Below are 19,682 nucleotides of genomic sequence, written 5' to 3' on the forward strand. Positions count from 1 at the left end.
CCCGCCTACGGGCGGGAGAACTCGACCGCCGGCTCGGTGTACGGCGCGCACGCCGCACGCTCCGCCTCGGTGAGCCGCCGTGGCCGGTTGCTGGCGGCGTCGACCATCACGAGGGCGGTGGTCGCGCGGGTGTAGAGCACCGCGGGATCGTGCCCGACGGGTGCCCACACCTCGTACGAGACGTCGATGCTCGCACCCCCGATCCGCCCGATCCACATCTGGATGTCGAGCGGCTGCCGGAAGTACGGGATCGACGCCAGGTACTCCAACCGCTGGCCCGCGATCACCGTCATCGTCCCGGACCCCGGACGACCGTCGATGATCGGCTCCGGGATGGACCCGTCCGACGCGAACTCGTCCGGGTCCGGCCCCCAGAACCCCACGATGCGCGCCTCCTCGAGGAGACGCAGCATCGCGGAGTTGTTGACGTGACCGTAGGCGTCGATGTCGCTCCACCGCATGCGGATGGGAGCGTGCAATCGCGCCACGGTCAGTCGCGGGTGAGCTTGCGGTACGTCGCCCGGCCCGGCTTCGCGGCCTCGGCGCCGAGGCGCTCGATCTTGTTCTCCTCGTAGGCCTCGAAGTTGCCCTCGAACCAGTACCAGTTCGGGGTGCCGTCCTCGTTGAGGCCCTCCCACGCGAGGATGTGCGTCGCGATGCGGTCGAGGAACCACCGGTCGTGGGTGATGACCACGGCGCAGCCCGGGTACTCGAGCAGTGCGTTCTCGAGGCTGCCCAGGGTCTCGACGTCCAGGTCGTTCGTCGGCTCGTCGAGCAGGAGGAGGTTGCCGCCCTGCTTGAGCGTGAGCGCCAGGTTGAGACGGTTGCGCTCACCACCGGACAGGATGCCGGCACGCTTCTGCTGGTCCGGGCCCTTGAACCCGAACTGCGAGACGTAGGCACGCGACGGGATCTCGGTCTTGCCGACCTGGATGTAGTCGAGCCCGTCGGACACGACCTCCCACAGGTTCTTGTTCGGGTCGATGCCGCCACGGCTCTGGTCGACGTAGGAGATGTCGACCGTCTCACCGATCTTCAGCGTGCCGCCGTCGAGGGGCTCGAGACCGACGATCGTCTTGAAGAGCGTGGTCTTGCCGACGCCGTTCGGGCCGATGACGCCCACGATGCCGTTGCGGGGCAGCGTGAACGACAGGTCGTCGATGATGACGCGCTCGCCGAACCGCTTGTGCAGCTTGTCGGCGTCGATGACCTGCGAGCCCAGGCGCGGACCCACGGGGATGACGATCTCCTCGAAGTCGAGCTTGCGCGTGCGCTCGGCCTCCGTGACCATCTCCTCGTAGCGGGCCAGACGGGCCTTCGACTTCGCCTGGCGACCCTTCGTGTTGCTGCGGACCCAGTCGAGCTCGGACGACAGGCGCTTCGCGAGCTTGGCGTCCTTCTTGCCCTGGACCTCGAGTCGGGCGCGCTTCTTCTCGAGGTAGGTCGAGTAGTTGCCCTCGTACGGGTAGAGACGACCGCGGTCGACCTCGGCGATCCACTCGGCGACGTGGTCGAGGAAGTACCGGTCGTGGGTCACGGCCAGGACGGCACCGTGGTACTGCTGCAGGTGCTGCTCGAGCCAGAGCACGGACTCGGCGTCGAGGTGGTTGGTGGGCTCGTCCAGGAGGAGCAGGTCGGGCTTCTGCAGCAGGAGCTTGCAGAGCGCGACGCGACGCTTCTCACCACCGGAGAGGTGCGTGACGAGCTCGTCCCCGGGCGGGCACTGGAGCGCGGCCATGGCCTGCTCGAGCTGCGAGTCGAGGTCCCACGCGTCGGCCGCGTCGATCTCTTCCTGCAGGGTGCCCATCTCGGCGAGGAGGGCGTCGAAGTCGGCGTCCGGCTCCGCCATCAACGCGGAGATCTCGTTGAAGCGGGTGACCTTGGCGTGGATCTCGCCGACGCCTTCCTGCACGTTCTCGAGCACGGTCTTCGACTCGTCGAGCTCGGGTTCCTGCATGAGGATGCCCACGGTGAAGCCGGGGGTCAGCTTCGCCTCGCCGTTGGACGGCTGGTCGAGACCCGCCATGATCTTCAGGATCGTCGACTTGCCCGCACCGTTCGGTCCGACGACGCCGATCTTGGCGCCGGGGAGGAACGACATCGTGACGTCGTCGAGGATCAGCTTGTCGCCGACCGCCTTGCGGGCGCGGACCATCTGGTAGATGTACTCAGCCATATCGGGATGAGTCTACCGACAGCACCCGCACGCCGGAACGCGCACGGGGGCTGTTGCGCTTGCCGACTTCGACGTACCGTGGCCTCGCCTCCCACCAGAGGCCTCGTCGCACGTGCACGGAACAGGCGCACGCAGATCAGGATCAGGATCAGGACCAGGGACATGTCCAGGACACGACTCCACCGCATCACGCTCCCCGTCATCGGGGCGATCGCACTCGTCGTCGGCGCCATCGCACCCACGGGCGCCACGGCCTCGGCCGCCACGGTCGCACCGCACGGCACCCCGCTCGTCGAGTACACGGCGAACATCACCGAGGGCGGGTCCGGCACCGGGTACTCGTCGTACATCAACGTCCACGACGCCTACAACAACGCGTTCTCGGTCGGGATCCAGTCCGACAAGGGGTCCACCGTGAGCAAGGGCGCGCCGCGGTTCATCTGGGAGCGGGTGCAGAACGGGAAGTTCTCGTACGGCTACCTCGGCCCGGCCACCCACAACGTGACACCCGTCGGCCTGCGGTTCTACCCGAACAACGTCGGCACGTTCTTCGCGAACGGCCACACGATCGCCGCGGTCGGGCTGACCCTGAAGGGCCGACTCTTCTTCAACGTCGAGGGGAACGGCCGCCTGAACGGCGACGTCGTGCACTCGTCGATGCGCGACGTGAAGATCACCGTCCGCAACAAGCCGGGCGTGAGCGGCCTGCAGGGCACCTGGAACCCGAACTTCTCGTTCCACGGGCTGAAGGCACGGCAGACCAACTCGCCGGCGGTCCAGGGCGCGACGTTCTGGGTGGACGGCCGTGTCAGCGGGCTGCCCAAGGGCGGCAACTGGGACACCACCGAGGTCGCGGGGATCGCGATGATCACCCAGCGTTGGTGACCCACGGCCCACGCGAACGCGACCCGTCACGCGGCTTCCCGCACGTCGGGGTGGGCACCGTCCAGGTGAGGACCGTCCGGGTCCGGCCCGTCCGGGTCCGGCCCGTCCGGGTCGACGGTGACCGCGTACCGGAGTGCGTCGTGGTCGGCGGCCCCGACGTCGTGGAGCCTCGACGGACCGTCGTCGGGGTGTTCGGCGGCTGACTCGTCGGGGAGCTCGTCGTCGGCGGCCCCGCCCGGGACGGCGCCGATCTCACCCGTCCGCAGGTCGACGACCGGCGCGGCACCCGGAGGAGCCGTCGACTCCCCCGTGTGCCGAGGCACGCGGACCCAGTTGCTGATGCCCCACGCGAGGTCGTGCCCGAGGCCCTCGGCGTCGATCTCCACCGACGTGCCGCCCCGGCCGTCGCGCTCCCAGGTCCGGATGCGGATCCGCCCGGTGACGACGATGCGGTCGCCCTTCTTCAGCGACCGGTGGACGTTGGCGGCGAGGGACCGGAAGGCGGTGACGGTGTACCAGTTGGTCGCGCCGTTGGTCCACGTGGACGTGGCGCGGTCCCAGCGACGCGACGGTGAGGCGAGTCGCATGCTCGTGATGGCGATGCCGGTGTCTGTCACGAGGTGACGTGGTTCGGTGGCGATGATCCCGCAGACGGTGATGGTGTCGTTCATGGGTCGATCGTCATCGAGCCCCGGGGTGCGGAAGCACCCCGGGGCTCGATCTGTGACTGGATGTCTCGGACAGGTGAGCTGTGGAGGAGAAGTCCCCCGAACCTCCGGTCCGGACGGGTCAGTGCGCCCGGAACTCGGGCCGGTCGGCGAGCGGTCCGAGCGCCGCGTGGACCGCGCCCTTGGCGGACTCGAGCGACGGGTACGTCCCGCCGGAGCCACGGTGACCGTAGAGCTCGACCCGGAAGCCGCCGTCGGCACGGTGGATGCTGCCCACCGCTCCCGCCGGTCCGACCGCTACCCAGGTCCCGGTGTTGTTCGTCATCGTTCGACCACCTCCTCGTGGCCCCGACGCCCGGGTGTCAGGACGCCAGGATGTACTGACTGTAGGCCTTGCGGACCTTGTTCACCTTCGGCAGCGCCACCGCGAGGCAGTAGCCCTGACCGGGGTTCTTCGCGAAGAAGTCCTGGTGGTACTCCTCCGCACGGTAGAACGTACCCATCGGCTCGATCGTGGTCACGATGCCACCGTCCCAGATGTCCGAAGCGCGCTCGATCGCACGCTCGAACCGCGCCTTCTGGTCGTCGTCTGCCGGGAACATCGCCGACCGGTACTGGGTGCCGACGTCGGCGCCCTGCCGGTTCAGCTGCCGCGGGTCGTGCAGCGTGAAGAACACGTCGAGGATCACGTCCGCGGGGATCACCGCCTCGTCGAAGGTGACGGCGACGGCCTCAGCGTGGCCGGTCGTCCCGGTGCAGACCAACTCGTACGAGGGGTTCTCCACCCCACCGCCGATGTAGCCGGACACCACGTCCTGCACACCCTGGAGCGTGCGGTACACGGCATCGAGACACCAGAAACATCCACCTGCGAGCACGAACGTGGTCATGACTTCAACCTACCTTCCGGGGCTTCGAGCGAGCCGCGACCACGGCATCGTCCTCCACAACGCCCCTGGTGCTGTCGGCGTTCCCCAACAGGGTTGGTCGACGCCCGGCGTGTCGGTGGTGCGCCGTAGCGTCCGTCCCAGGACGACCAGACGCACGACGAACCGGAGGCACCACGATGCACACGACGACCGAACCCGCACTGCGGATCCGCACCGTGCCCGTCGCCCGTTCTCGCGGTGACCTCAGGATCCTCGACGTCCGCGACGACCTGAGTCGCGTGACCCGAGCGAACGGGGAGATCGTCGGCTACGTGGACCGGGTCGACGTCGCCGGCGGGACCGCGTACCGCGCCCGCCGGTACGTGTCGACCGAGCGCCGGTTCGTCGAGTTCCCCAACGTGTGGTCCGCCGACGACGCCGTCGACTGCCTGCGCTGGGGGTGATGATGTTCCACATTGGAATCATCTCCGGTCGGGTGTACGGAACGCCGACCGATCTCCCCGATGCCTGACCGTTTCGTGAGTATGGTGCGCGCATGGACTGGTGGAACGACCTGACCGACTGGACCTCGTCGGACGACGGCTGGCGAGTGATCTCCGGAGCGCTCATCCCCTTCGTCGCGATCGTCGTCGCCGGCGTCATCGCGGCACTCATCGGACGCGGAGCGACGAAGCGCGTCGTCGCGATGCAGGAGCGCGAGGCACGCAACGCAGCCGTTGCGGGCATCGTCTCCGCTGCGCGCAAGGCCGCGGCATGGGGATCGCTCGGGCACGACGAACGCGCCTACGCCGACCACCTGGCCGAGGACGCCGACATCCGCCTCCGCCTGCTCCCGGTCGTCGGCGCGCCGCTCGCCGCGAACTGGACGCAGCACGAGATCGCCGACATCAAGAAGAACTCGTCGACCTTCAGCTTCCAGGCCGACCAGTCGCTCGCCGAGTTCCGCGACCGACTCCTCGAGTGGCAGGCGCGCCCCGGCCGTGCCCGGAAGCTGTTCAAGAGCGACCTCGAGCGCTGGAAGTTCGACTCCCCGGACCCCGACGCCGACCTCATCAAGCGCCAGCAGGACTGGAACGCCGACCAGGTCACCCCGGCCGACACCGCCGCGCCCGCGACGACGCCGGCTCCGGCCGCCGAGCGCCCCACCCCGACCACGACGTCGCTCCGGCCTGCTCCGCAGCGACCCGGAGGCCCGACCTCCTCCGCCCCGTCGGCTGCGGCCGGAACGGGATCGGCTGCTCCGGCCGCACCCGCCGCCGCGGGAGCAGGCGCCGGTGCCGGCTTCTCGGTCACCCGAGGCGGCACCGCCCGTGGCGCCACTCCGGCCGACCCGAACGCCACCACGCCGATCTCCGACACGAACGGCACCAACGCCACCACACCGATCTCGGATGCGAACACGACGCGTGCCTACGGTGACCGTGCGACCACGCCACTGTCCGGGGCGCCGGTCCGCCCGACGCTCGGTTCACCGGTCGGCAAGGACTCCGACGCCGACAACGCGGATGCGGTGGACGACGCACGCGCTGCCGGGGCGAAGCAGAACCAGGCCGCTCCGACCTCCCCGGCTGGCCGCACCACGGGTTCGGTTCCGCCGCCCGTCGCGAAGCCGACCTCGGCCGATGCGCACGTCAACCGTGCACCTGCCGCCGACGGCCGGAAGGCCGAGACCCCGACCGCTCCGAGCACGACCTCGGTCCCGACACGCATCGCCGGTGCACCGGCCGAGCCGACCGACGCGAACGAGACCTCCGAGGCGCCGTACACGCAGCCGATCAGCGCGAGCGAGCTCCGTCGTCGTGCGGCGGAGGACGACGAGTAGTCCCCCGTCTCCAGCACGAAGGCCGCCGCCCCTCGGGACGGCGGCCTTCGTCGTGTGTGCCCCCGGCAGGAATCGAACCCGCGGCACGGTGGGTAGAAACCACCTGCTCTATCCACTGAGCTACGGAGGCGGACGGCCACGATTCTATCCGCGGCCTCCGCCGAGGTGCTGCACGAACCGGTCGACCTCCCGCTGCGATCGCAGGTGCACGATCCGCAGGTGCGGCGCCGACGTGACGAGTTCGGGGACGCGGCGCCGAGAGACGTTGCGGGTCCGGATGCCCCAGCGCAGGATGTGCCCCCGGTCGGTGAAGAACGTCCAGAGCGATGGCTCGACGTTCCCGTTCCAGAGCTCGACGCGTCGCAGTCGTCGCCGGAGGGTCCGGCGGAGCAGCCGCCACAGCGCCACCGGTGTCGGCAGGTCGATCCACACCAGGGTGTCCGCTCGCTCGGCCAACAGCGCTCGTACCGGCGTGTACTGCCACTCCGTGACCCAGGCCGGTTCGCTCGTGTACGCCTCGACGTCCGCGACGAACGTCTCCCGCGGTTCCCAGTCCGGGCCGTGGAACAGCGAGTCGATCTCGGTGTGCGGCACGCCGAGCACGGCACCGATGCGTCCGGCCGTCGTGGTCTTCCCGACGCCGGTCGTGCCGGCGACCAGGATGCGCCGCGGGGTCGGATCGAGTGGGTCGTCAGCGCCGAGCATCCCTCGACCCTAACCCGGCGTCGTGCGTCGCCCGCGGTGTCTCGGTCGGGGGCGACACCGCGCGTCCCGTCGGACGCCGGCGGTGACGCGAGACACCGCCCCGTTCGGCGGCGTCTCGGCGGCACCGCGGCGTCTCGCCGACACCGCGGCGTCTCGCCGACACGGCGGTGCCTCGGTCGGGCGCGACACGGCGGCGTCTCGGTCGGGCACGGCCACCGCGGCACCGCGGCGTCTCGACACCGCGGCACCGCCCCGACGTCACCCGGCCGTCAGGTCGTAGACGGTCACGCCCCCGATCGTCGTCGCGGTGTAGTTCGACTCCACCCACGCGGAGATCTCCGAGGCGGCGTCGCTCCCGCCGTTCGACCGTCCGACACTCCCGGCGATGAAGTAGTGGATCTCGCCCGCAGTCACGTACTCCTTGAACTCCGCGAGCGTCGGTGACGGGTCGGACCCGTTGAACCCACCGATCGGCATCACGGACTCCCCCGTGGCGAGCTGGTACGTCGCCGCACTGTTCGAACCGATCGCGGCGGCCACCCACCGGTAGTCGGACGCGTCCTCGAGCAGCGCCTTCCGCAGCGCGGACGCCACGTCGGTCGACCCGCCCAGCAGGCTGCCGGCACCGCGCCCACCGAAGCCACCACGGCCGCCCTCGCCCTGCCCGCCGAACCCGCCCGGACCGCCGGCCGCAGCACCGCCAGCGGGACCACCGCCGGCCGCCGCCCCTCCACCGCCACCGCCGAAGCCCCGGCCCGCACCCCCGGGACCGCCGAAGCCGCCCCGGCCGCCCGCTCCGCCGAACCCTGCCCCCGCCACACTCGGTCCCGCCGACGGCAACGATCCCGTGTGCGCCGTCGTCACGGTGTCGATCGAGTACGCCGTCGGACCGAGCAGTCCCGTGACGAGCGCGCCCACGACGACCACGCCGCCGACGGGCCGACCCCACCGAGCGGGCAGCCCCCGCTCCCGACGGCCACCACCAGGTGCCTCGATCGGAGGGACGTCTCCCCACCCGCCACCCCGCCGCACCGGCACGAGCACCGCCACCGCCGTCACCACCCCGACGACGAGCACCACCCACCGGATCCACGGCTGCCACCCCGAGGCCGCCGTCAGCAGGTGCCACTGCCACACCACGGTCACCACGACCGCGAACGCCGCGGTCCCCCGCCACCACCACGACCCGCGTCGCTCCCACAGCAGCCCGGCCCCGATCCCCACGAGCCCGGCGATGTACGGGGCGAGGGCGACCGTGTAGTACGGGTGGAAGATCCCGCCCATGAAGCTGAACACCAGCGCGGTGAGCAGCAGCGCGCCGCCGAGCGCGAGCACCGTGGCGAGCCGGGCCGAGGTCCGCTGCCGGAACCCGAGGGCGACGAGCGACGCCACGAGCAGGACGAGCGCGGTCGGCAGCAGCCACGTGATCTGCCCGGCGAACTCCGAGCCGAACAGTCGGAGGAGCCCGGTGGCACCCCACGAGCCGGCTCCCGCGGTACCGCCCCCGCCACCGCCGGTGACGCTGCCCGTCTCGTCTCCGGTCACGCGCCCGAGGCCGTTGTACCCGAACGTCAGCTCCAGGAACGAGTTCGTCTGCGACCCGCCGACGTACGGCCGCGCGGAGGTCGGTACGAGCTCGACGATCGCCACCCACCAGCCGCCGGCCACGACCACGGCGAGCGCCGCCCACAGCAGGTGCACGACGCGCTTCACGAACGGCAGTGACGAGCAGTACAGGTACACGCCGACGAGCACGGGCAGGATCAGGAACCCCTGGAGCTGCTTCGTCAGGAACGCGATCCCGACGGCGACGCCGGCGAGCACGACCCACCGCACACGCCCGCTCTCGACACCGCGCAGGACGAGCCAGAGCGACAGCACCATGAGCAGGGTGAGCAGCGCGTCCGGGTTGTTGAACCGGAACATCAGGGTCGCCACCGGGGTCGTCGCGAGGGCGGCTCCGGCGACCAGCGCCGATCCGGCCGAGAACCGTCGCCGCACGATGACGTACAGCAGCGCGACGGCTCCGACGCCCATGAGCGCCTCGGGGACCAGGATCGCCCACGAGTTCAGGCCGAACAGCCGCACGGACAGCTCCATGACCCACAGGAACGCGGGCGGCTTGTCGACGGTGATCGAGTTGCCGGCGTCCGAGGACCCGTAGAAGAACGCCTCCCAGTTCGTGCTGCCGGCCTGCACGGCGGCGGAGTAGAACGCGTTCGCGTACCCGTTCACCCCGAGGTCCACGATGTACAGCACCCCGGTGGCGAGGAGCAGCCCGAGGAACGCCGGGCGTTCCCAGCGTGCTCGCTGGACGACGGGTGTGCGGGACGTGGCGCTCATGGTCCCAGGGTCACCGCGCCGGCTTTCGGCATCCGTTGGTACCGCTGTGCAACTGCCGGGAGGCACGGGTCGGCTCCGCAGGGCGGGTTCCGGAACGGTTCCGCGCGCGTCTGCCTGGTGTTCGCTTCCGGGTCACCGGCGCTTCGTAGCGTCCGGACATGCGCTTCACCGGTTCCGTCGTCGCGGTCGTCCCCGCCCGTGCCGGGTCGAAGGGGATCCCGGGGAAGAACCTCCGCGCGGTCGCCGGCCGGTCCCTTGTCCGCCGTGCTGTGGAGGCGGCGCTGGACACGACGTCGATCGACTTCGTGGTCGTCTCGACGGACGGCGACGCGATCGCCGCCGAGGCCGCGCTCGCCGGTGCCCGTGTGGTCCGACGGCCGACCGAGCTGGCGGGTGACGAGGCCTCGTCGGAGTCGGCGCTGCTGCACGTCCTCGACGAACTGGTGGCAGGGGGCGAGGAGCCCGAGGTCGTCGTGTTCCTGCAGGCCACATCACCGTTCACCGACCCGGCGGACCTCGACACCGCCGTCGCACGCGTGCGGGACGGTCACGCGGACTCGGTGTTCGCGGCGGCACCGTCGCACGCCTTCCTCTGGCGCATCGCCGAGGACGGTACCGCCCGCGCCGTGAACCACGACGCCGCGGTCCGTCCGCGCCGCCAGGACCGCGAGCCCGAGTACCGCGAGACCGGCGCCTTCTACACCTTCCGGACCGCGGCCTTCCGGCAGCACCGCCACCGCTTCCACGGTCGGGTGGAACTCGTCGTCGTCGACCCCCGCGGCGCGATCGACATCGACGACCCCGGTGACCTCGCGGTCGCCGAAGCCCTCGCGCCGCACCTCGACCCAGTCCTGAACGGAGCACCATGACGGTCACCATCGGCACGTCCACGATCGGCGCGGGCCACCCCGCCTACCTGATCGGCGAGATCGGCCTCAACCACAACGGCGACGTCGACATCGCGAAGCGGCTCATCGACGTCGCGGCCGACGCAGGGCTGCAGGCGGTGAAGTTCCAGAAGCGCACGCCGGCGATCTCCACGCCCGAGCACATGAAGAACACGCCCCGGTCGACGCCGTGGGGCGAGATGACCTACCTGGAGTACCGCTACCGGGTGGAGTTCGACCGCGACCAGTACATCGAGATCGGCGACCACGCCACGATGCGCGGGCTCGACTGGTTCGCGTCGCCGTGGGACGAGCCGTCGGTGGACTTCCTCGAGGACCTCAACGTCGTCGCGTACAAGATCGCCTCGGCCTCGGTGACCGACCTCGGCCTGCTCGCCGCCGTCGCCGCGACCGGCAAGCCCGTGATCCTGTCGACGGGCATGTCGACGCTGGAGCAGATCGACCGCGCGGTGGAGGCCCTCGGCACCGACCGCCTCGTGCTCCTGCACGCCACGTCGACGTACCCGCTCCCGCCCGAGGAGGCGAACCTCCGCATGATCGACACCCTCGCGAACCGCTACGCGGGCGTGCCGGTCGGCTACTCGGGCCACGAGCCCGGCCTGCAGATCTCGATCGCGGCGGTCGCCCTCGGTGCCACCGCGGTCGAGCGGCACATCACCCTCGACCGCACGATGTGGGGTTCCGACCACGCCGCCTCGCTCGAGCCGCACGGGCTGCAGACGCTGGCGCGCGACGTGCGCATCATCGAGACGGCGCTCGGCGACGGCGTCAAGCGGGTCATGCCTGGCGAGCGGGCACCGCTCGCGAAGCTGCGCCGCGTCGGAGCGTGACCGGCGGCGGTCTGGACGTGACGGCTGACGGAGGCAAGCCGACGGGCGGACTGGAGGCGCGCCTCCAGTCCGGTACGGCGCCACGCGCCCGACGCGTGGTCGGCCTGGTCGACACCGACTCGTTCGCGAAGTGGGGTGCCCACCTGCTCGCCACCGCACCCGCGCACTGGGGCCTGGAGCTGCTGACCGTCGCGACGCCACGGTCCGCGAGTCGCGCGCAGCTGCGGTCCGCGTTCCGGGGCCTCGACGACCGGCTGGCGCACCTCGCCGCCGCGCCGCCGACGCCGCTGCACGTCGACGCGATCGTCGAGCGGCTCCGGCAGGACCCGCCGGACGCCGTGCTCGTGTCGGTGATCGGCCCGGTCGCGGAACTCGTCATCGACGAGGTGCTCCGTCGGGTCCGGCGGCGGCCGGTGCTCGTGACGGGGCTGCCGGGGATCTCGTACCCGGCGAAGTGGAAGGGCGTGTTCCTCCGCGCCCGGGCCGACCTGTTCGTGCTGCACAGCCACCGCGAGGTGCGCGCGTACGAGGAACTCGCCGCGGAGGGCGGCGTCGAGCCGCACTTCGCGCTCGCGACGCTGCCGTTCGCACGTCCCGGTGCACTCGCCGCGGGCGATGACGGGGGTGCGTCGGTCCGTGACACCGTCGTCTTCGCCGCCCAGCCGAGCGTCCCCGCCGAACGCGCCGACCGCGAGCGCGTCGTCGGCTGGCTGGTCGAGACGGCCCGCCGGCACCCGTCGTGGCGTGTGGTGATCAAGGTCCGTGCCGCCGCCGGCGAGCACCAGACGCACCGCGAGCAGGACCCGTACCCGGGTCTCGTGCCGGCTGGTGCACCGGCGAACCTCGTGGTCGAGAGCGGGCCGATGTCCGAGCACCTCGACCGAGCCGTGGCCCTCGTGACGATCAGCTCGACGGCCGTGCTCGAGGCCGCTGCCCGAGGTGTCCCGGCCCTGACGCTCACGGACTTCGGCACCGGGCGACACCTCATCAACGAGGTGTTCGTCGGCAGCGGCCTGGAGGGCGACGCCCGCGACCTGGTCGACGGCCGCTTCGGCACCGTGCGGGCGGAGTGGATGCACGACAACCACTTCCACCCGGAGTCCGAGAACGACTGGGCGACGCGGACCGAGGCGCTGATGGCACTGCGCGACGCGGGTGGACTCGTCGACCGACCGGCGGCGCGGCGGAGCCGGGGCGGCGGACTCCGACGAGCGTGGGAGCGGAAGAACGCACTCGGGCCGGACGACCGCAGCGTGCTGGGCACCGTCGCGCTCGTGATCGGGGCACCGGTCCGTGCCGCGAAGCGCCTCGGGCGGCGGGTTGTACGGGTCGTCCGTCCGGCGGAGGCGCCGGTCGTGCTCGCCCCGACGAGTCAGCGGGACGGGTCGCGCCGGTCGGACGTGTCAGACCGCCTTGGCGATCGCGAGGAGCAGTTGGTCACGGGTCGGGACCCCCGGTGAACGGAAGACCTCGGCACCGTCGTCCCGCCGCACGATGATCGTGGGGGTCGACCGGATGCCGAGGTCCTCTGCCTGATCCGGGTGGTTCGCCACGTCGCGCTCGGTCACGTGCAGTCCGGGGACGAGGTCCGACGCCTCGGCCGACACCCGGCGGGCGGCGGCGCACGGGGCGCAGAAGGAGGACGTCCAGAGGTCGAGCTGCATGTGATCGTGCAACGCGGGGGTGCGGGGATCTACTCCCGCTACTCCCGGTCGAACTCGCCGCTGCGGTCGCCGCGGTCCTGCAGGTCATCCACCGGGTCGGACTCCCCCGGCACGTACTCGAACTCGGCGGAGGTCTGGTCGAGCACCTGGCGGGACTTCGTCATGCGGTAGGTGAACGCGGTCTGCAGGCCCTCGACGTCGGCGAACACCGTGACCTCGTCGTCCAGCGCGTCGCTCGTCGCGGTGCGGGTGTCGGTCGTGCCGTCGAAGGGTCCGCCGTGGAAGATCGCGGTGTACTCGTCGCCTTCGTGGATGGTGATGTCGCTCATGCATCCCTTCTACCAGGCGGCGCCTGTTGACTCATTCATAGCTTCGCTATATAGTTTTGCTATGGAAACGAGTCGTGAGCAGACCACCGAGACACTCCTCGTCTCGGTGAACCGCCTCATCCGCACCGCCGCCCAGGCGACGGGCAACACCACGTCCGCCGCCGTCTGGCGCACGCTCGGCATCCTCGAGACCGACCAGCCGCTCCGCCTCGGCGAGCTCGCCGCCGCCTCCCGCGTCGCGCAGCCCACGATGACGCGGCTCGTCACCGGCATGACCGCTGACGGACTCATCACCCGCAGCGTCGACCCGGACGACTCCCGCGGGCAGCTCATCGAGCTGACCGAGGCCGGCCGCGCCCGACTCGCCGAGTGGCGCGCGACCATGACCCGCACGGTCGGCCCGATGTTCGCCGACCTCGACGACGACGACTGGGACGCCCTGCACACCGCAGCCGCCCTCATCGCCTCGCGCACCTCCACCACCACCAGAACGGAGACCCTCGCGTGAACGCCCACGCACCAGCCGGCCAGTCCGGCAGCATCCTCAAGCAGTCGTCAGCAGTGTGGGCGATCGCCTTCGCCTGTGTCGTCGCCTTCATGGGCATCGGCCTCGTCGACCCGATCCTCCCCGCGATCGCCGTCTCGCTGAAGGCGACCCCGGCGCAGACCGAGCTCCTCTTCACGAGCTACCTCGCCGTCACCGGCGTCGCGATGTTCTTCACCAGTTGGGTGTCGAGCCGCATCGGCGCGAAGAACACCCTGCTCATCGGACTCGCCCTGATCGTGGTGTTCTCGGTGCTCGCGGCGACGTCGAACAGCGTCTGGACGATCATCGACTTCCGCGCCGGCTGGGGTCTCGGCAACGCGCTCTTCATCTCCACCGCACTCGCGACGATCGTCGGGGCGGCCTCCGGCGGCACCGCGTCCGCGATCATCCTGTACGAGGCGGCACTCGGGCTCGGCATCGCCGTCGGCCCCCTCGTCGGCGGCCTGCTCGGATCGGTGAGCTGGCGCGGCCCGTTCTTCGGCGTCACCACGCTCATGGCGATCGCGTTCATCGCCATCGTCACGCTCCTCAAGACGAAGAACCTCGAGAAGCCCACCCCGACGAAGCTCTCCGCGCCGTTCCGGGCGCTCGGCCGCCCGGCGCTCGCCGCCCTCGCCGCGACCGCGCTGTTCTACAACATCGGCTTCTTCGTCCTGCTCGCCTACACACCGTTCCCGCTCGGTTTCGGTGCGCTCGGCATCGGCTTCACGTTCTTCGGCTGGGGCGTCGGCCTCGCGATCACCTCGGTGTGGGTCGCCCCGATGCTCACCGCCCGCCTCCGCCGGACGACCGTGCTCAAGATCGCCCTCCCGCTGCTCGCGCTCGACCTGTTCGCCGCAGCCGTCGTGGTGCGGTCGCAACTGGGCCTCATCATCTGCGTGATCATCGGGGGCCTCGTGCTCGGTGTCCTCAACACCGTCCTCACCGAGTGCGTCATGGAGGCCACCGACCTCCCCCGCTCCGTCGCCTCGAGCGCCTACTCCGCCGTGCGCTTCATCGGTGGTGCGATCGCCCCGCCCGTGGCCACCCTCCTCGCCGATGCCTACGCCCCCTCGGCCGCGTACGTCTTCGCCGGACTGTCCGTCGCCGTCGCGTTCGTCGTCGTGGTGTGCACCACGAAGGTGCTGCGCCGGGTCGACGACGGTGCCGAGCCGGAGCGCGTCGAGGCCGAGGCCATCGGCGCCGGCGAGATGGCCTAGCGCCGCACATCGAGTGAGCAGGAACCGTCGGGTCCCGACGGTTCCTGCTCACTGGACCCGGACTCCGTTCCGCCTCGCCCGCCCGCTCGCGGCGCGAGCGGGCGGAACACGTCCCGTCCAGGTCCCACGCCCGCCCGATTCCGCCCGTTCGCGAAGTGGAGGTGACGGCCTGGAGGCGCGGTGCCGGTCCCGGGACCCGCACCGCGCCTCCAGGCGGTCACGACCACGGCAGCCCACCCACCGCGAGCGGGCGGAATGCGGCCCGGCCGACGCGCCAACGGCGCGTATTCCGCCCGCTCGCGGGCTTCCGACCCGCCACGCTGCCGAACGGGCGAAATGGGGCCCGGCCGACGCGCCAACCGCGCGTATTCCGCCCGCTCGCGAGCTTCCGACCCGGCACGCTGCCGAGCGGGCGAAATGCGGCCCGACCGACGCGCCAACCGCGCGTATTCCGCCCGCTCGGGGCGCACCGGGCCGGATCGGCGCACGAGCGGGCGAAGTGCGGCCCGGCCGGCGCGCGAACAGCGCGTGTTCCGCCCGCTCGCGGGAGACGAGCCGAGCCGCACGGAACCCGCCCGCGCCGGAGCAGACCGCACCGCGGAATAGGATCGACTCCATGGCAACTGCGAACGACCGCCTCGTCTGGATCGACTGCGAGATGACGGGCCTCGACCTCGAGGTCGACGAACTCGTCGAGGTGGCCGTGGTCGTCACCGACTTCGACCTCGTCCCCGTGCACCCCGGGTTCGACATCGTGATCAAGCCCGACCAGTCGGCGCTCGACAACATGAACGAGTTCGTGACGAACATGCACACGACCTCTGGCCTCATCGAGGAGATCCCGAACGGCGTGAGCCTGGCGGACGCCGAGTACCAGGTGCTCGAGTACATCCTCCAGCACGTCCCGGCCGAGGGCACCGCTCCCCTGGCCGGCAACACGATCGGCACCGACCGGGCGTTCATCGCGAAGTACATGCCGCGGATCGACAACCACCTGCACTACCGCAGCGTCGACGTCTCGAGCATCAAGGAACTCTGCCGACGCTGGTTCCCGCGCGTGTACTTCAACGCCCCGGAGAAGCACGGCGGGCACCGGGCCCTCGCGGACATCCTCGAGTCGATCCGCGAGCTCGAGTACTACCGCCGCGCGGGCTTCGTCGCCGAGCCCGGCCCGAGCACCGACGACGTGCGTGCCGTCCAGGCCGAGGTCGTCGAGAAGTGGGCACCGCGCCTCGGGCAGTAGTGGTCCGACCAGTCTCCGGCATGTACTACTATTGAACGGTCGCGCCGGTCGCCCGGCGTGTGCATGGTGGGTATAGCTCAGTTGGTAGAGCGCCTGGTTGTGGTCTAGGAGGTCGCGGGTTCGAGACCCGTTACTCACCCCAAGACGAAGGCCCCGGTCCGTTGGATCGGGGCCTTCGTCGTTCCGGAAGCGACCAGGCACCTGTGCCACGATCGTCCCCGTGATGGAGATGTCCCTCGACGAGTTCGAGCAGCTCGTGACCGACGAGCTCGACCTGCTCCCCGACGAGATGGTCGACGGGCTCGACAACGTGGTGTTCGTCGTCGAGGACGAACCGGAGGACGGGTCCGACCTGTTCGGCGTGTACGACGGCATCGCGGCGACCGAGCGCGGGCAGTACGGCTTCGGCGAGCTCCCGGACCGGATCGTGGTGTTCCGGAAGCAGCACCTCGCCGAGTGCGACACGCTCGAGGAGCTCAAGGACGAGGTGCACACCACACTCGTCCACGAGATCGGGCACTTCTACGGCATCGACGACGAGCGTCTCCACGAGCTCGGCTGGGCGTAGCCGCTCCCGAGACTCGTCGGGCGGCGGTCGAGACTCGGGCGGGGCGACCGATCTCGGGCCCCGGGACGCGAGAACCGTCGCGCAGGCCGAGACTCGCGCCAGCGCGGCGCGGCAGCGCCGCGGCCGCGCCGCCCGCCAGCGCCGCGGCCGCGCGCGCCGCCCTCAGAACCGCGTCGGACCCACCTCGTGGTACTTCTCCCATGCGTCCACCGGCCCCCGCCCGTGCAGCGCGTACTCCCCCACGAGCCGCTCCTTGTAGACCGCCGGGTTGTGCGACGCCACCACCCGCGCGTTCCGCCAGTGCCGGTCGAGCGCCCGGGTGCGATCGGTCGCCGAGGCCCCGCCGACCTCGAACAGCTCGGACGCCGACCGGAGCACCCGCGGCCCGATCTCGATCTGCGCCTGGTAGACGGCGTTCTCCGCAGCGTCGAGCAGGGCGTGGTCCACGCCGGTCCCCGGCACGTTCGTCGCCACCACCTCGTCGAGCATCCCGGCCGCGGCGACGACCAGCGACCGAGCGGTGAACGCACCCGCCGACAGCCGTCCGAGCACGGCGAGCACCTGCGGGTCGTCACCGGGGCGGGCGGCGTTGGCGTGGATGTACGTCCGGGTCCGCGGCCGGACGAAGGCGACGGCGTCGTCGGACACGGCCTGCCCGATCCCCGCGAGCACGGCCAGCAGGTACAGCTGGTAGAAGGCCTGGATGTGCGACAGCGGCGCGTCCTTGTACGCCGACACGACGGCGGGGTCGACCGGCACACCCTCGAAGACGGTCGTGCCGGACGCGGTCAGCCGCTGCCCGAACCCGTCCCAGTCGTCGATGCTCGTCACACCCGGCGCGTCGACGGGCACCGCGAACGTGACGCGGTCGCCCGAGCGGTCCGCCGCCAGGTAGATCCAGTCGGCGTAGAGCGTGCCCGTCGAGTAGAACTTCCGCCCGTCGAGACGCAGGGAATCGCCAGCAGGCGTCACCGTCGTCGAGATGTCCGCCAGCGTCGTCCCGGTCCGCTCGGAGGTCGCGTTCCCGACGATCGCCCCGTCGACGATCCGCTGCAGCCACTCGTCCCGTTCCGTCGACGACGGCCGGAGCAGCACGAGTTCGGTGTACCCGAAGTGTCCGCGCCACAGGTGCGCGATGTTCGAGTCCGCCGCCGCGAGGTCCGCCACCAGGTGCACGAGCTCGACGAGCGTGACGCCGAACCCGCCCCGGTCCTCCGGCACGCGCAGCCGTCCGAAGCCGGCATCGGCGAGTGCACGGACCTCGTCGTGCGGCATCGGCCGGTCACCGGGGGTGCCGGAGGCGAGCTCACGCTCGACCGCGCCGTCGCGGATGGTCGCGATCACGGGTGCGAAGCGCGCCCGCAGGGTGGCCAGGCGGTCGGCCGGGAGGCCCGTCCCGCGTCCGTCGTCGGTGGTCGCCGCCGTCATGCGGTCACCTCCACGGCACGGGCCGCGTCCGCAGCGCCGCTCGCGCCACCGGAGAAGGCACCGCGCCACCGCCGCGCGGGGTGGGTGTCCGGCAGCTGCGCGTGCCCGAAGAGCTTCTCGCGCAGCGTGCCCTCCCGGTACTCGGACTGCATGAGTCCGCGCTCCTGCAGGGTCGGCGCGATGTGGTCGACGAACTCCTCGTACGACCCCGGGAGCGTCCAGTTGATGACGTTCACCCCGTCGACGCCGGCGCGCTGCCAGTCGGCGAGTTCGTCGGCGATCTGCTCGGGCGTCCCGACCACCCGGGCGCGGAGCTTGGCCGACAGTCGAGCGAGGTCGGCGATGGTCGGCTCGCGGTCGCCGGCCGCTTCGCGGAGCCACTGCAGGTGGGACTGCCCGGCGTGCGTGCGGACCTCGGACAACGGGGTGTCGGGGTCGAGGGGTTCCCCGGTGTCCGGGTCGAAGCCGAGGTTGGAGTGCACGAGGAACCCGTCGGCCGCGAGGTACTCGTCGATCTCGGCTTCCTTGGCCTTCGCCTCGGCCTCGGTGGACCCGGTGACGAACGTCAGCCCGAGGAAGAAGGCGATGTCGTCCCGCTGCCGACCGGCCGCCTCGGCGAGGTCGCGGGTCTCGCGGATGAGCTGCTCGGTGGCGTCGCGGTTCGAGGTGAGGATGAACTGGGCCTCGGCGTTCCGCGCGGCGAAGGCCCGGCCCGCGGGCGACGATCCGGCCTGGAACAGCACGGGCGTGCGCTGCGGCGACGGCGCCGACAGGTGCGGGCCCTGCACGTCGTAGCGCTTGCCGTGGTGGTCGATGCGGTGCACCTTCGCCGGGTCCGCGTAGCCGAGCACCGGGTCCTTCAGGACGGCACCGTCCTCCCACGAGCCCTCCCAGAGCTTCGCGCAGACCTCGAGGTACTCCTCGGCCCAGACGTAGCGTTCGTCGTGCTCCTCCAGGCGGTCCTGCCCGAAGTTCCGGGCGGCGCTGTCGAGCGCGCTCGTGACGACGTTCCAGCCGATCCGGCCGCGGGTGATGTGGTCGAGCGTCGAGACCTTGCGGGCGAAGTCGAACGGGTGCGACTGGATGACGCTCGAGGTGAAGGCGAGCCCGAGGTGCTCCGTGGACACGGCGAGTGCGGACAGCAGCACCGACGGGTCGTTCGAGGGGATCTGGAGCCCCTCGCGGAGGTTCGTCGAGTAGTCCCCGCGCGCCGGGCCGTACGTGCCGACGACGTCCGCGAAGAACATCGCGTCGAACTTCCCGCGCTCGAGCGTCCTCGCGAGGTCGGTCCACAGCGTCACGTCGTCGAAGTCCGTCTGGCGGGCGTCCGGGTGCCGCCAGAGGCCGTGCTGGATGTGCGACGTCGTGTTCATGACGAAGGCCGCGAAGCGCAGCGGGCGGTTCGGTGCATCGCTCATGCGGTCCATGTTCCCCGTCGTGGCGTCACGGGAGGCCATGACGTGACCTCGCGTTACGC

Annotated in this window: 21 protein-coding genes and 2 tRNA genes; 11 read left to right on the top strand and 12 right to left on the bottom strand. The window is 71.1% G+C overall.

The features are described from left to right. Nucleotides 1-5 precede the first annotated feature (5 nt). Both CRP27_RS10200 and ettA read right to left on the bottom strand, forming a co-directional pair. Nucleotides 6-461: a thioesterase family protein gene (locus CRP27_RS10200; RefSeq protein ID WP_097180571.1), complete on the bottom strand. Its 456-nt coding sequence runs from the start codon at nucleotides 459-461 to the stop codon at nucleotides 6-8. Nucleotides 462-490: 29 nt separating this feature from the next. Further along, nucleotides 491-2,176, bottom strand: coding sequence for an energy-dependent translational throttle protein EttA (gene ettA, locus CRP27_RS10205; RefSeq protein ID WP_097180572.1), 1,686 nt, complete (start codon nucleotides 2,174-2,176; stop codon nucleotides 491-493). 162 nt (nucleotides 2,177-2,338) lie between these two features. On the opposite strand from ettA, the gene CRP27_RS10210 reads away from it, so the two are divergent. Further along, complete coding sequence (locus CRP27_RS10210; RefSeq protein ID WP_079238539.1) at nucleotides 2,339-3,061, top strand: hypothetical protein; 723 nt, start codon at nucleotides 2,339-2,341, stop codon at nucleotides 3,059-3,061. A gap of 26 nt (nucleotides 3,062-3,087) precedes the next feature. On the opposite strand, the gene CRP27_RS10215 is transcribed toward CRP27_RS10210, so the two are convergent. The 3 genes from CRP27_RS10215 to msrA all read right to left on the bottom strand — a co-directional run bounded on the left by CRP27_RS10215 (nucleotide 3,088) and on the right by msrA (nucleotide 4,619). Further along, nucleotides 3,088-3,732: a single-stranded DNA-binding protein gene (locus CRP27_RS10215; protein ID WP_097180573.1), complete on the bottom strand. Its 645-nt coding sequence runs from the start codon at nucleotides 3,730-3,732 to the stop codon at nucleotides 3,088-3,090. Nucleotides 3,733-3,850: 118 nt separating this feature from the next. Next, complete coding sequence (locus CRP27_RS10220; RefSeq protein ID WP_079238537.1) at nucleotides 3,851-4,054, bottom strand: hypothetical protein; 204 nt, start codon at nucleotides 4,052-4,054, stop codon at nucleotides 3,851-3,853. Between the two features lie 37 nt (nucleotides 4,055-4,091). Continuing rightward, on the bottom strand, nucleotides 4,092-4,619 hold the full coding sequence (gene msrA, locus CRP27_RS10225; protein ID WP_097180574.1) for a peptide-methionine (S)-S-oxide reductase MsrA: 528 nt from the start codon (nucleotides 4,617-4,619) through the stop codon (nucleotides 4,092-4,094). Nucleotides 4,620-4,795: 176 nt separating this feature from the next. On the opposite strand from msrA, the gene CRP27_RS10230 reads away from it, so the two are divergent. Next, complete coding sequence (locus CRP27_RS10230; protein WP_097180575.1) at nucleotides 4,796-5,062, top strand: hypothetical protein; 267 nt, start codon at nucleotides 4,796-4,798, stop codon at nucleotides 5,060-5,062. Nucleotides 5,063-5,154: 92 nt separating this feature from the next. After that, nucleotides 5,155-6,441 carry a hypothetical protein gene (locus tag CRP27_RS10235; RefSeq protein WP_097180576.1) on the top strand — a complete coding sequence of 429 codons (1,287 nt, stop codon included), beginning with the start codon at nucleotides 5,155-5,157 and terminating at the stop codon, nucleotides 6,439-6,441. 57 nt (nucleotides 6,442-6,498) lie between these two features. On the opposite strand, the gene CRP27_RS10240 is transcribed toward CRP27_RS10235, so the two are convergent. The 3 genes from CRP27_RS10240 to CRP27_RS10250 form a co-directional block, all read right to left on the bottom strand. Continuing rightward, a tRNA-Arg gene (locus tag CRP27_RS10240) sits at nucleotides 6,499-6,571 on the bottom strand. A gap of 14 nt (nucleotides 6,572-6,585) precedes the next feature. Then, entirely contained in the window at nucleotides 6,586-7,146 is a 561-nt protein-coding gene (locus CRP27_RS10245) for an AAA family ATPase (RefSeq protein ID WP_097180577.1), read from the bottom strand. 258 nt (nucleotides 7,147-7,404) lie between these two features. Then, entirely contained in the window at nucleotides 7,405-9,489 is a 2,085-nt protein-coding gene (locus tag CRP27_RS10250) for a glycosyltransferase family 39 protein (RefSeq protein WP_097180578.1), read from the bottom strand. Nucleotides 9,490-9,647: 158 nt separating this feature from the next. Between CRP27_RS10250 and CRP27_RS10255 the strand changes: the two genes are divergently transcribed. The 3 genes from CRP27_RS10255 to CRP27_RS10265 are packed head-to-tail and all read left to right on the top strand — an operon-like array spanning nucleotide 9,648 to nucleotide 12,687. Further along, the gene (locus CRP27_RS10255) at nucleotides 9,648-10,358 is read left to right on the top strand and encodes an acylneuraminate cytidylyltransferase family protein (RefSeq protein WP_097180579.1); all 711 of its coding nucleotides are present in this window, start codon (nucleotides 9,648-9,650) and stop codon (nucleotides 10,356-10,358) included. Continuing rightward, on the top strand, nucleotides 10,355-11,227 hold the full coding sequence (locus CRP27_RS10260; protein ID WP_097180580.1) for an N-acetylneuraminate synthase family protein: 873 nt from the start codon (nucleotides 10,355-10,357) through the stop codon (nucleotides 11,225-11,227). Before CRP27_RS10255 ends, CRP27_RS10260 begins: the two co-directional genes overlap by 4 nt. A gap of 17 nt (nucleotides 11,228-11,244) precedes the next feature. Further along, nucleotides 11,245-12,687 (top strand): DUF6716 putative glycosyltransferase, encoded by a 1,443-nt coding sequence (locus CRP27_RS10265; RefSeq protein WP_141399737.1) that lies wholly within the window; start codon nucleotides 11,245-11,247, stop codon nucleotides 12,685-12,687. Here CRP27_RS10265 and CRP27_RS10270 read toward each other — a convergent pair. Both CRP27_RS10270 and CRP27_RS10275 read right to left on the bottom strand, forming a co-directional pair. Continuing rightward, nucleotides 12,631-12,891 carry a thioredoxin family protein gene (locus CRP27_RS10270; RefSeq protein WP_097180582.1) on the bottom strand — a complete coding sequence of 87 codons (261 nt, stop codon included), beginning with the start codon at nucleotides 12,889-12,891 and terminating at the stop codon, nucleotides 12,631-12,633. The two genes, CRP27_RS10265 and CRP27_RS10270, sit on opposite strands and share 57 nt — an antisense overlap. Nucleotides 12,892-12,929: 38 nt before the next feature. Then, on the bottom strand, nucleotides 12,930-13,220 hold the full coding sequence (locus CRP27_RS10275; protein WP_097180583.1) for a hypothetical protein: 291 nt from the start codon (nucleotides 13,218-13,220) through the stop codon (nucleotides 12,930-12,932). A 61-nt stretch (nucleotides 13,221-13,281) separates the two neighbouring features. On the opposite strand from CRP27_RS10275, the gene CRP27_RS10280 reads away from it, so the two are divergent. The 5 genes from CRP27_RS10280 to CRP27_RS10300 all read left to right on the top strand — a co-directional run bounded on the left by CRP27_RS10280 (nucleotide 13,282) and on the right by CRP27_RS10300 (nucleotide 16,777). Next, nucleotides 13,282-13,728 (top strand): MarR family winged helix-turn-helix transcriptional regulator, encoded by a 447-nt coding sequence (locus CRP27_RS10280; RefSeq protein WP_176505552.1) that lies wholly within the window; start codon nucleotides 13,282-13,284, stop codon nucleotides 13,726-13,728. Further along, nucleotides 13,725-14,966: an MFS transporter gene (locus tag CRP27_RS10285; protein ID WP_097180585.1), complete on the top strand. Its 1,242-nt coding sequence runs from the start codon at nucleotides 13,725-13,727 to the stop codon at nucleotides 14,964-14,966. The genes CRP27_RS10280 and CRP27_RS10285 overlap by 4 nt, the downstream gene beginning before the upstream one ends. A 616-nt stretch (nucleotides 14,967-15,582) precedes the next feature. Next, entirely contained in the window at nucleotides 15,583-16,209 is a 627-nt protein-coding gene (gene orn / locus CRP27_RS10290) for an oligoribonuclease (protein ID WP_097180586.1), read from the top strand. A gap of 66 nt (nucleotides 16,210-16,275) precedes the next feature. Further along, nucleotides 16,276-16,351, top strand: a tRNA-His gene (locus tag CRP27_RS10295). 81 nt (nucleotides 16,352-16,432) lie between these two features. Next, a complete protein-coding gene (locus tag CRP27_RS10300; protein WP_097180587.1) occupies nucleotides 16,433-16,777 on the top strand; it encodes a metallopeptidase family protein in 345 nt (114 codons plus the stop codon). Between the two features lie 162 nt (nucleotides 16,778-16,939). Here CRP27_RS10300 and CRP27_RS10305 read toward each other — a convergent pair whose 3' ends face one another. Then, nucleotides 16,940-18,205, bottom strand: a complete 1,266-nt coding sequence (locus CRP27_RS10305) for an acyl-CoA dehydrogenase family protein (RefSeq protein ID WP_097180588.1) — start codon at nucleotides 18,203-18,205, stop codon at nucleotides 16,940-16,942. Continuing rightward, the gene (locus CRP27_RS10310) at nucleotides 18,202-19,623 is read right to left on the bottom strand and encodes an LLM class flavin-dependent oxidoreductase (RefSeq protein WP_097181020.1); all 1,422 of its coding nucleotides are present in this window, start codon (nucleotides 19,621-19,623) and stop codon (nucleotides 18,202-18,204) included. Before CRP27_RS10310 ends, CRP27_RS10305 begins: the two co-directional genes overlap by 4 nt. Nucleotides 19,624-19,682 lie beyond the last annotated feature (59 nt).

The sequence above is a fragment of the Curtobacterium sp. 314Chir4.1 genome, assembly GCF_900215175.1.
Taxonomy (GTDB): Bacteria; Actinomycetota; Actinomycetes; order Actinomycetales; family Microbacteriaceae; genus Curtobacterium; species Curtobacterium pusillum_A.

Bases quoted from the DNA above. Each gene is read 5' to 3' on its own strand.
- CRP27_RS10200 (WP_097180571.1), bottom strand. From the start codon at position 461: ATGCGGTGGAGCGACATCGACGCCTACGGTCACGTCAACAACTCCGCG.
- ettA (WP_097180572.1), bottom strand. From the start codon at position 2,176: ATGGCTGAGTACATCTACCAGATGGTCCGCGCCCGCAAGGCGGTCGGC.
- CRP27_RS10210 (WP_079238539.1), top strand. From the start codon at position 2,339: ATGTCCAGGACACGACTCCACCGCATCACGCTCCCCGTCATCGGGGCG.
- CRP27_RS10215 (WP_097180573.1), bottom strand. From the start codon at position 3,732: ATGAACGACACCATCACCGTCTGCGGGATCATCGCCACCGAACCACGT.
- CRP27_RS10220 (WP_079238537.1), bottom strand. From the start codon at position 4,054: ATGACGAACAACACCGGGACCTGGGTAGCGGTCGGACCGGCGGGAGCG.
- msrA (WP_097180574.1), bottom strand. From the start codon at position 4,619: ATGACCACGTTCGTGCTCGCAGGTGGATGTTTCTGGTGTCTCGATGCC.
- CRP27_RS10230 (WP_097180575.1), top strand. From the start codon at position 4,796: ATGCACACGACGACCGAACCCGCACTGCGGATCCGCACCGTGCCCGTC.
- CRP27_RS10235 (WP_097180576.1), top strand. From the start codon at position 5,155: ATGGACTGGTGGAACGACCTGACCGACTGGACCTCGTCGGACGACGGC.
- CRP27_RS10245 (WP_097180577.1), bottom strand. From the start codon at position 7,146: ATGCTCGGCGCTGACGACCCACTCGATCCGACCCCGCGGCGCATCCTG.
- CRP27_RS10250 (WP_097180578.1), bottom strand. From the start codon at position 9,489: ATGAGCGCCACGTCCCGCACACCCGTCGTCCAGCGAGCACGCTGGGAA.
- CRP27_RS10255 (WP_097180579.1), top strand. From the start codon at position 9,648: ATGCGCTTCACCGGTTCCGTCGTCGCGGTCGTCCCCGCCCGTGCCGGG.
- CRP27_RS10260 (WP_097180580.1), top strand. From the start codon at position 10,355: ATGACGGTCACCATCGGCACGTCCACGATCGGCGCGGGCCACCCCGCC.
- CRP27_RS10270 (WP_097180582.1), bottom strand. From the start codon at position 12,891: ATGCAGCTCGACCTCTGGACGTCCTCCTTCTGCGCCCCGTGCGCCGCC.
- CRP27_RS10275 (WP_097180583.1), bottom strand. From the start codon at position 13,220: ATGAGCGACATCACCATCCACGAAGGCGACGAGTACACCGCGATCTTC.
- CRP27_RS10280 (WP_176505552.1), top strand. From the start codon at position 13,282: ATGGAAACGAGTCGTGAGCAGACCACCGAGACACTCCTCGTCTCGGTG.
- orn (WP_097180586.1), top strand. From the start codon at position 15,583: ATGGCAACTGCGAACGACCGCCTCGTCTGGATCGACTGCGAGATGACG.
- CRP27_RS10300 (WP_097180587.1), top strand. From the start codon at position 16,433: ATGGAGATGTCCCTCGACGAGTTCGAGCAGCTCGTGACCGACGAGCTC.
- CRP27_RS10305 (WP_097180588.1), bottom strand. From the start codon at position 18,205: ATGACGGCGGCGACCACCGACGACGGACGCGGGACGGGCCTCCCGGCC.
- CRP27_RS10310 (WP_097181020.1), bottom strand. From the start codon at position 19,623: ATGAGCGATGCACCGAACCGCCCGCTGCGCTTCGCGGCCTTCGTCATG.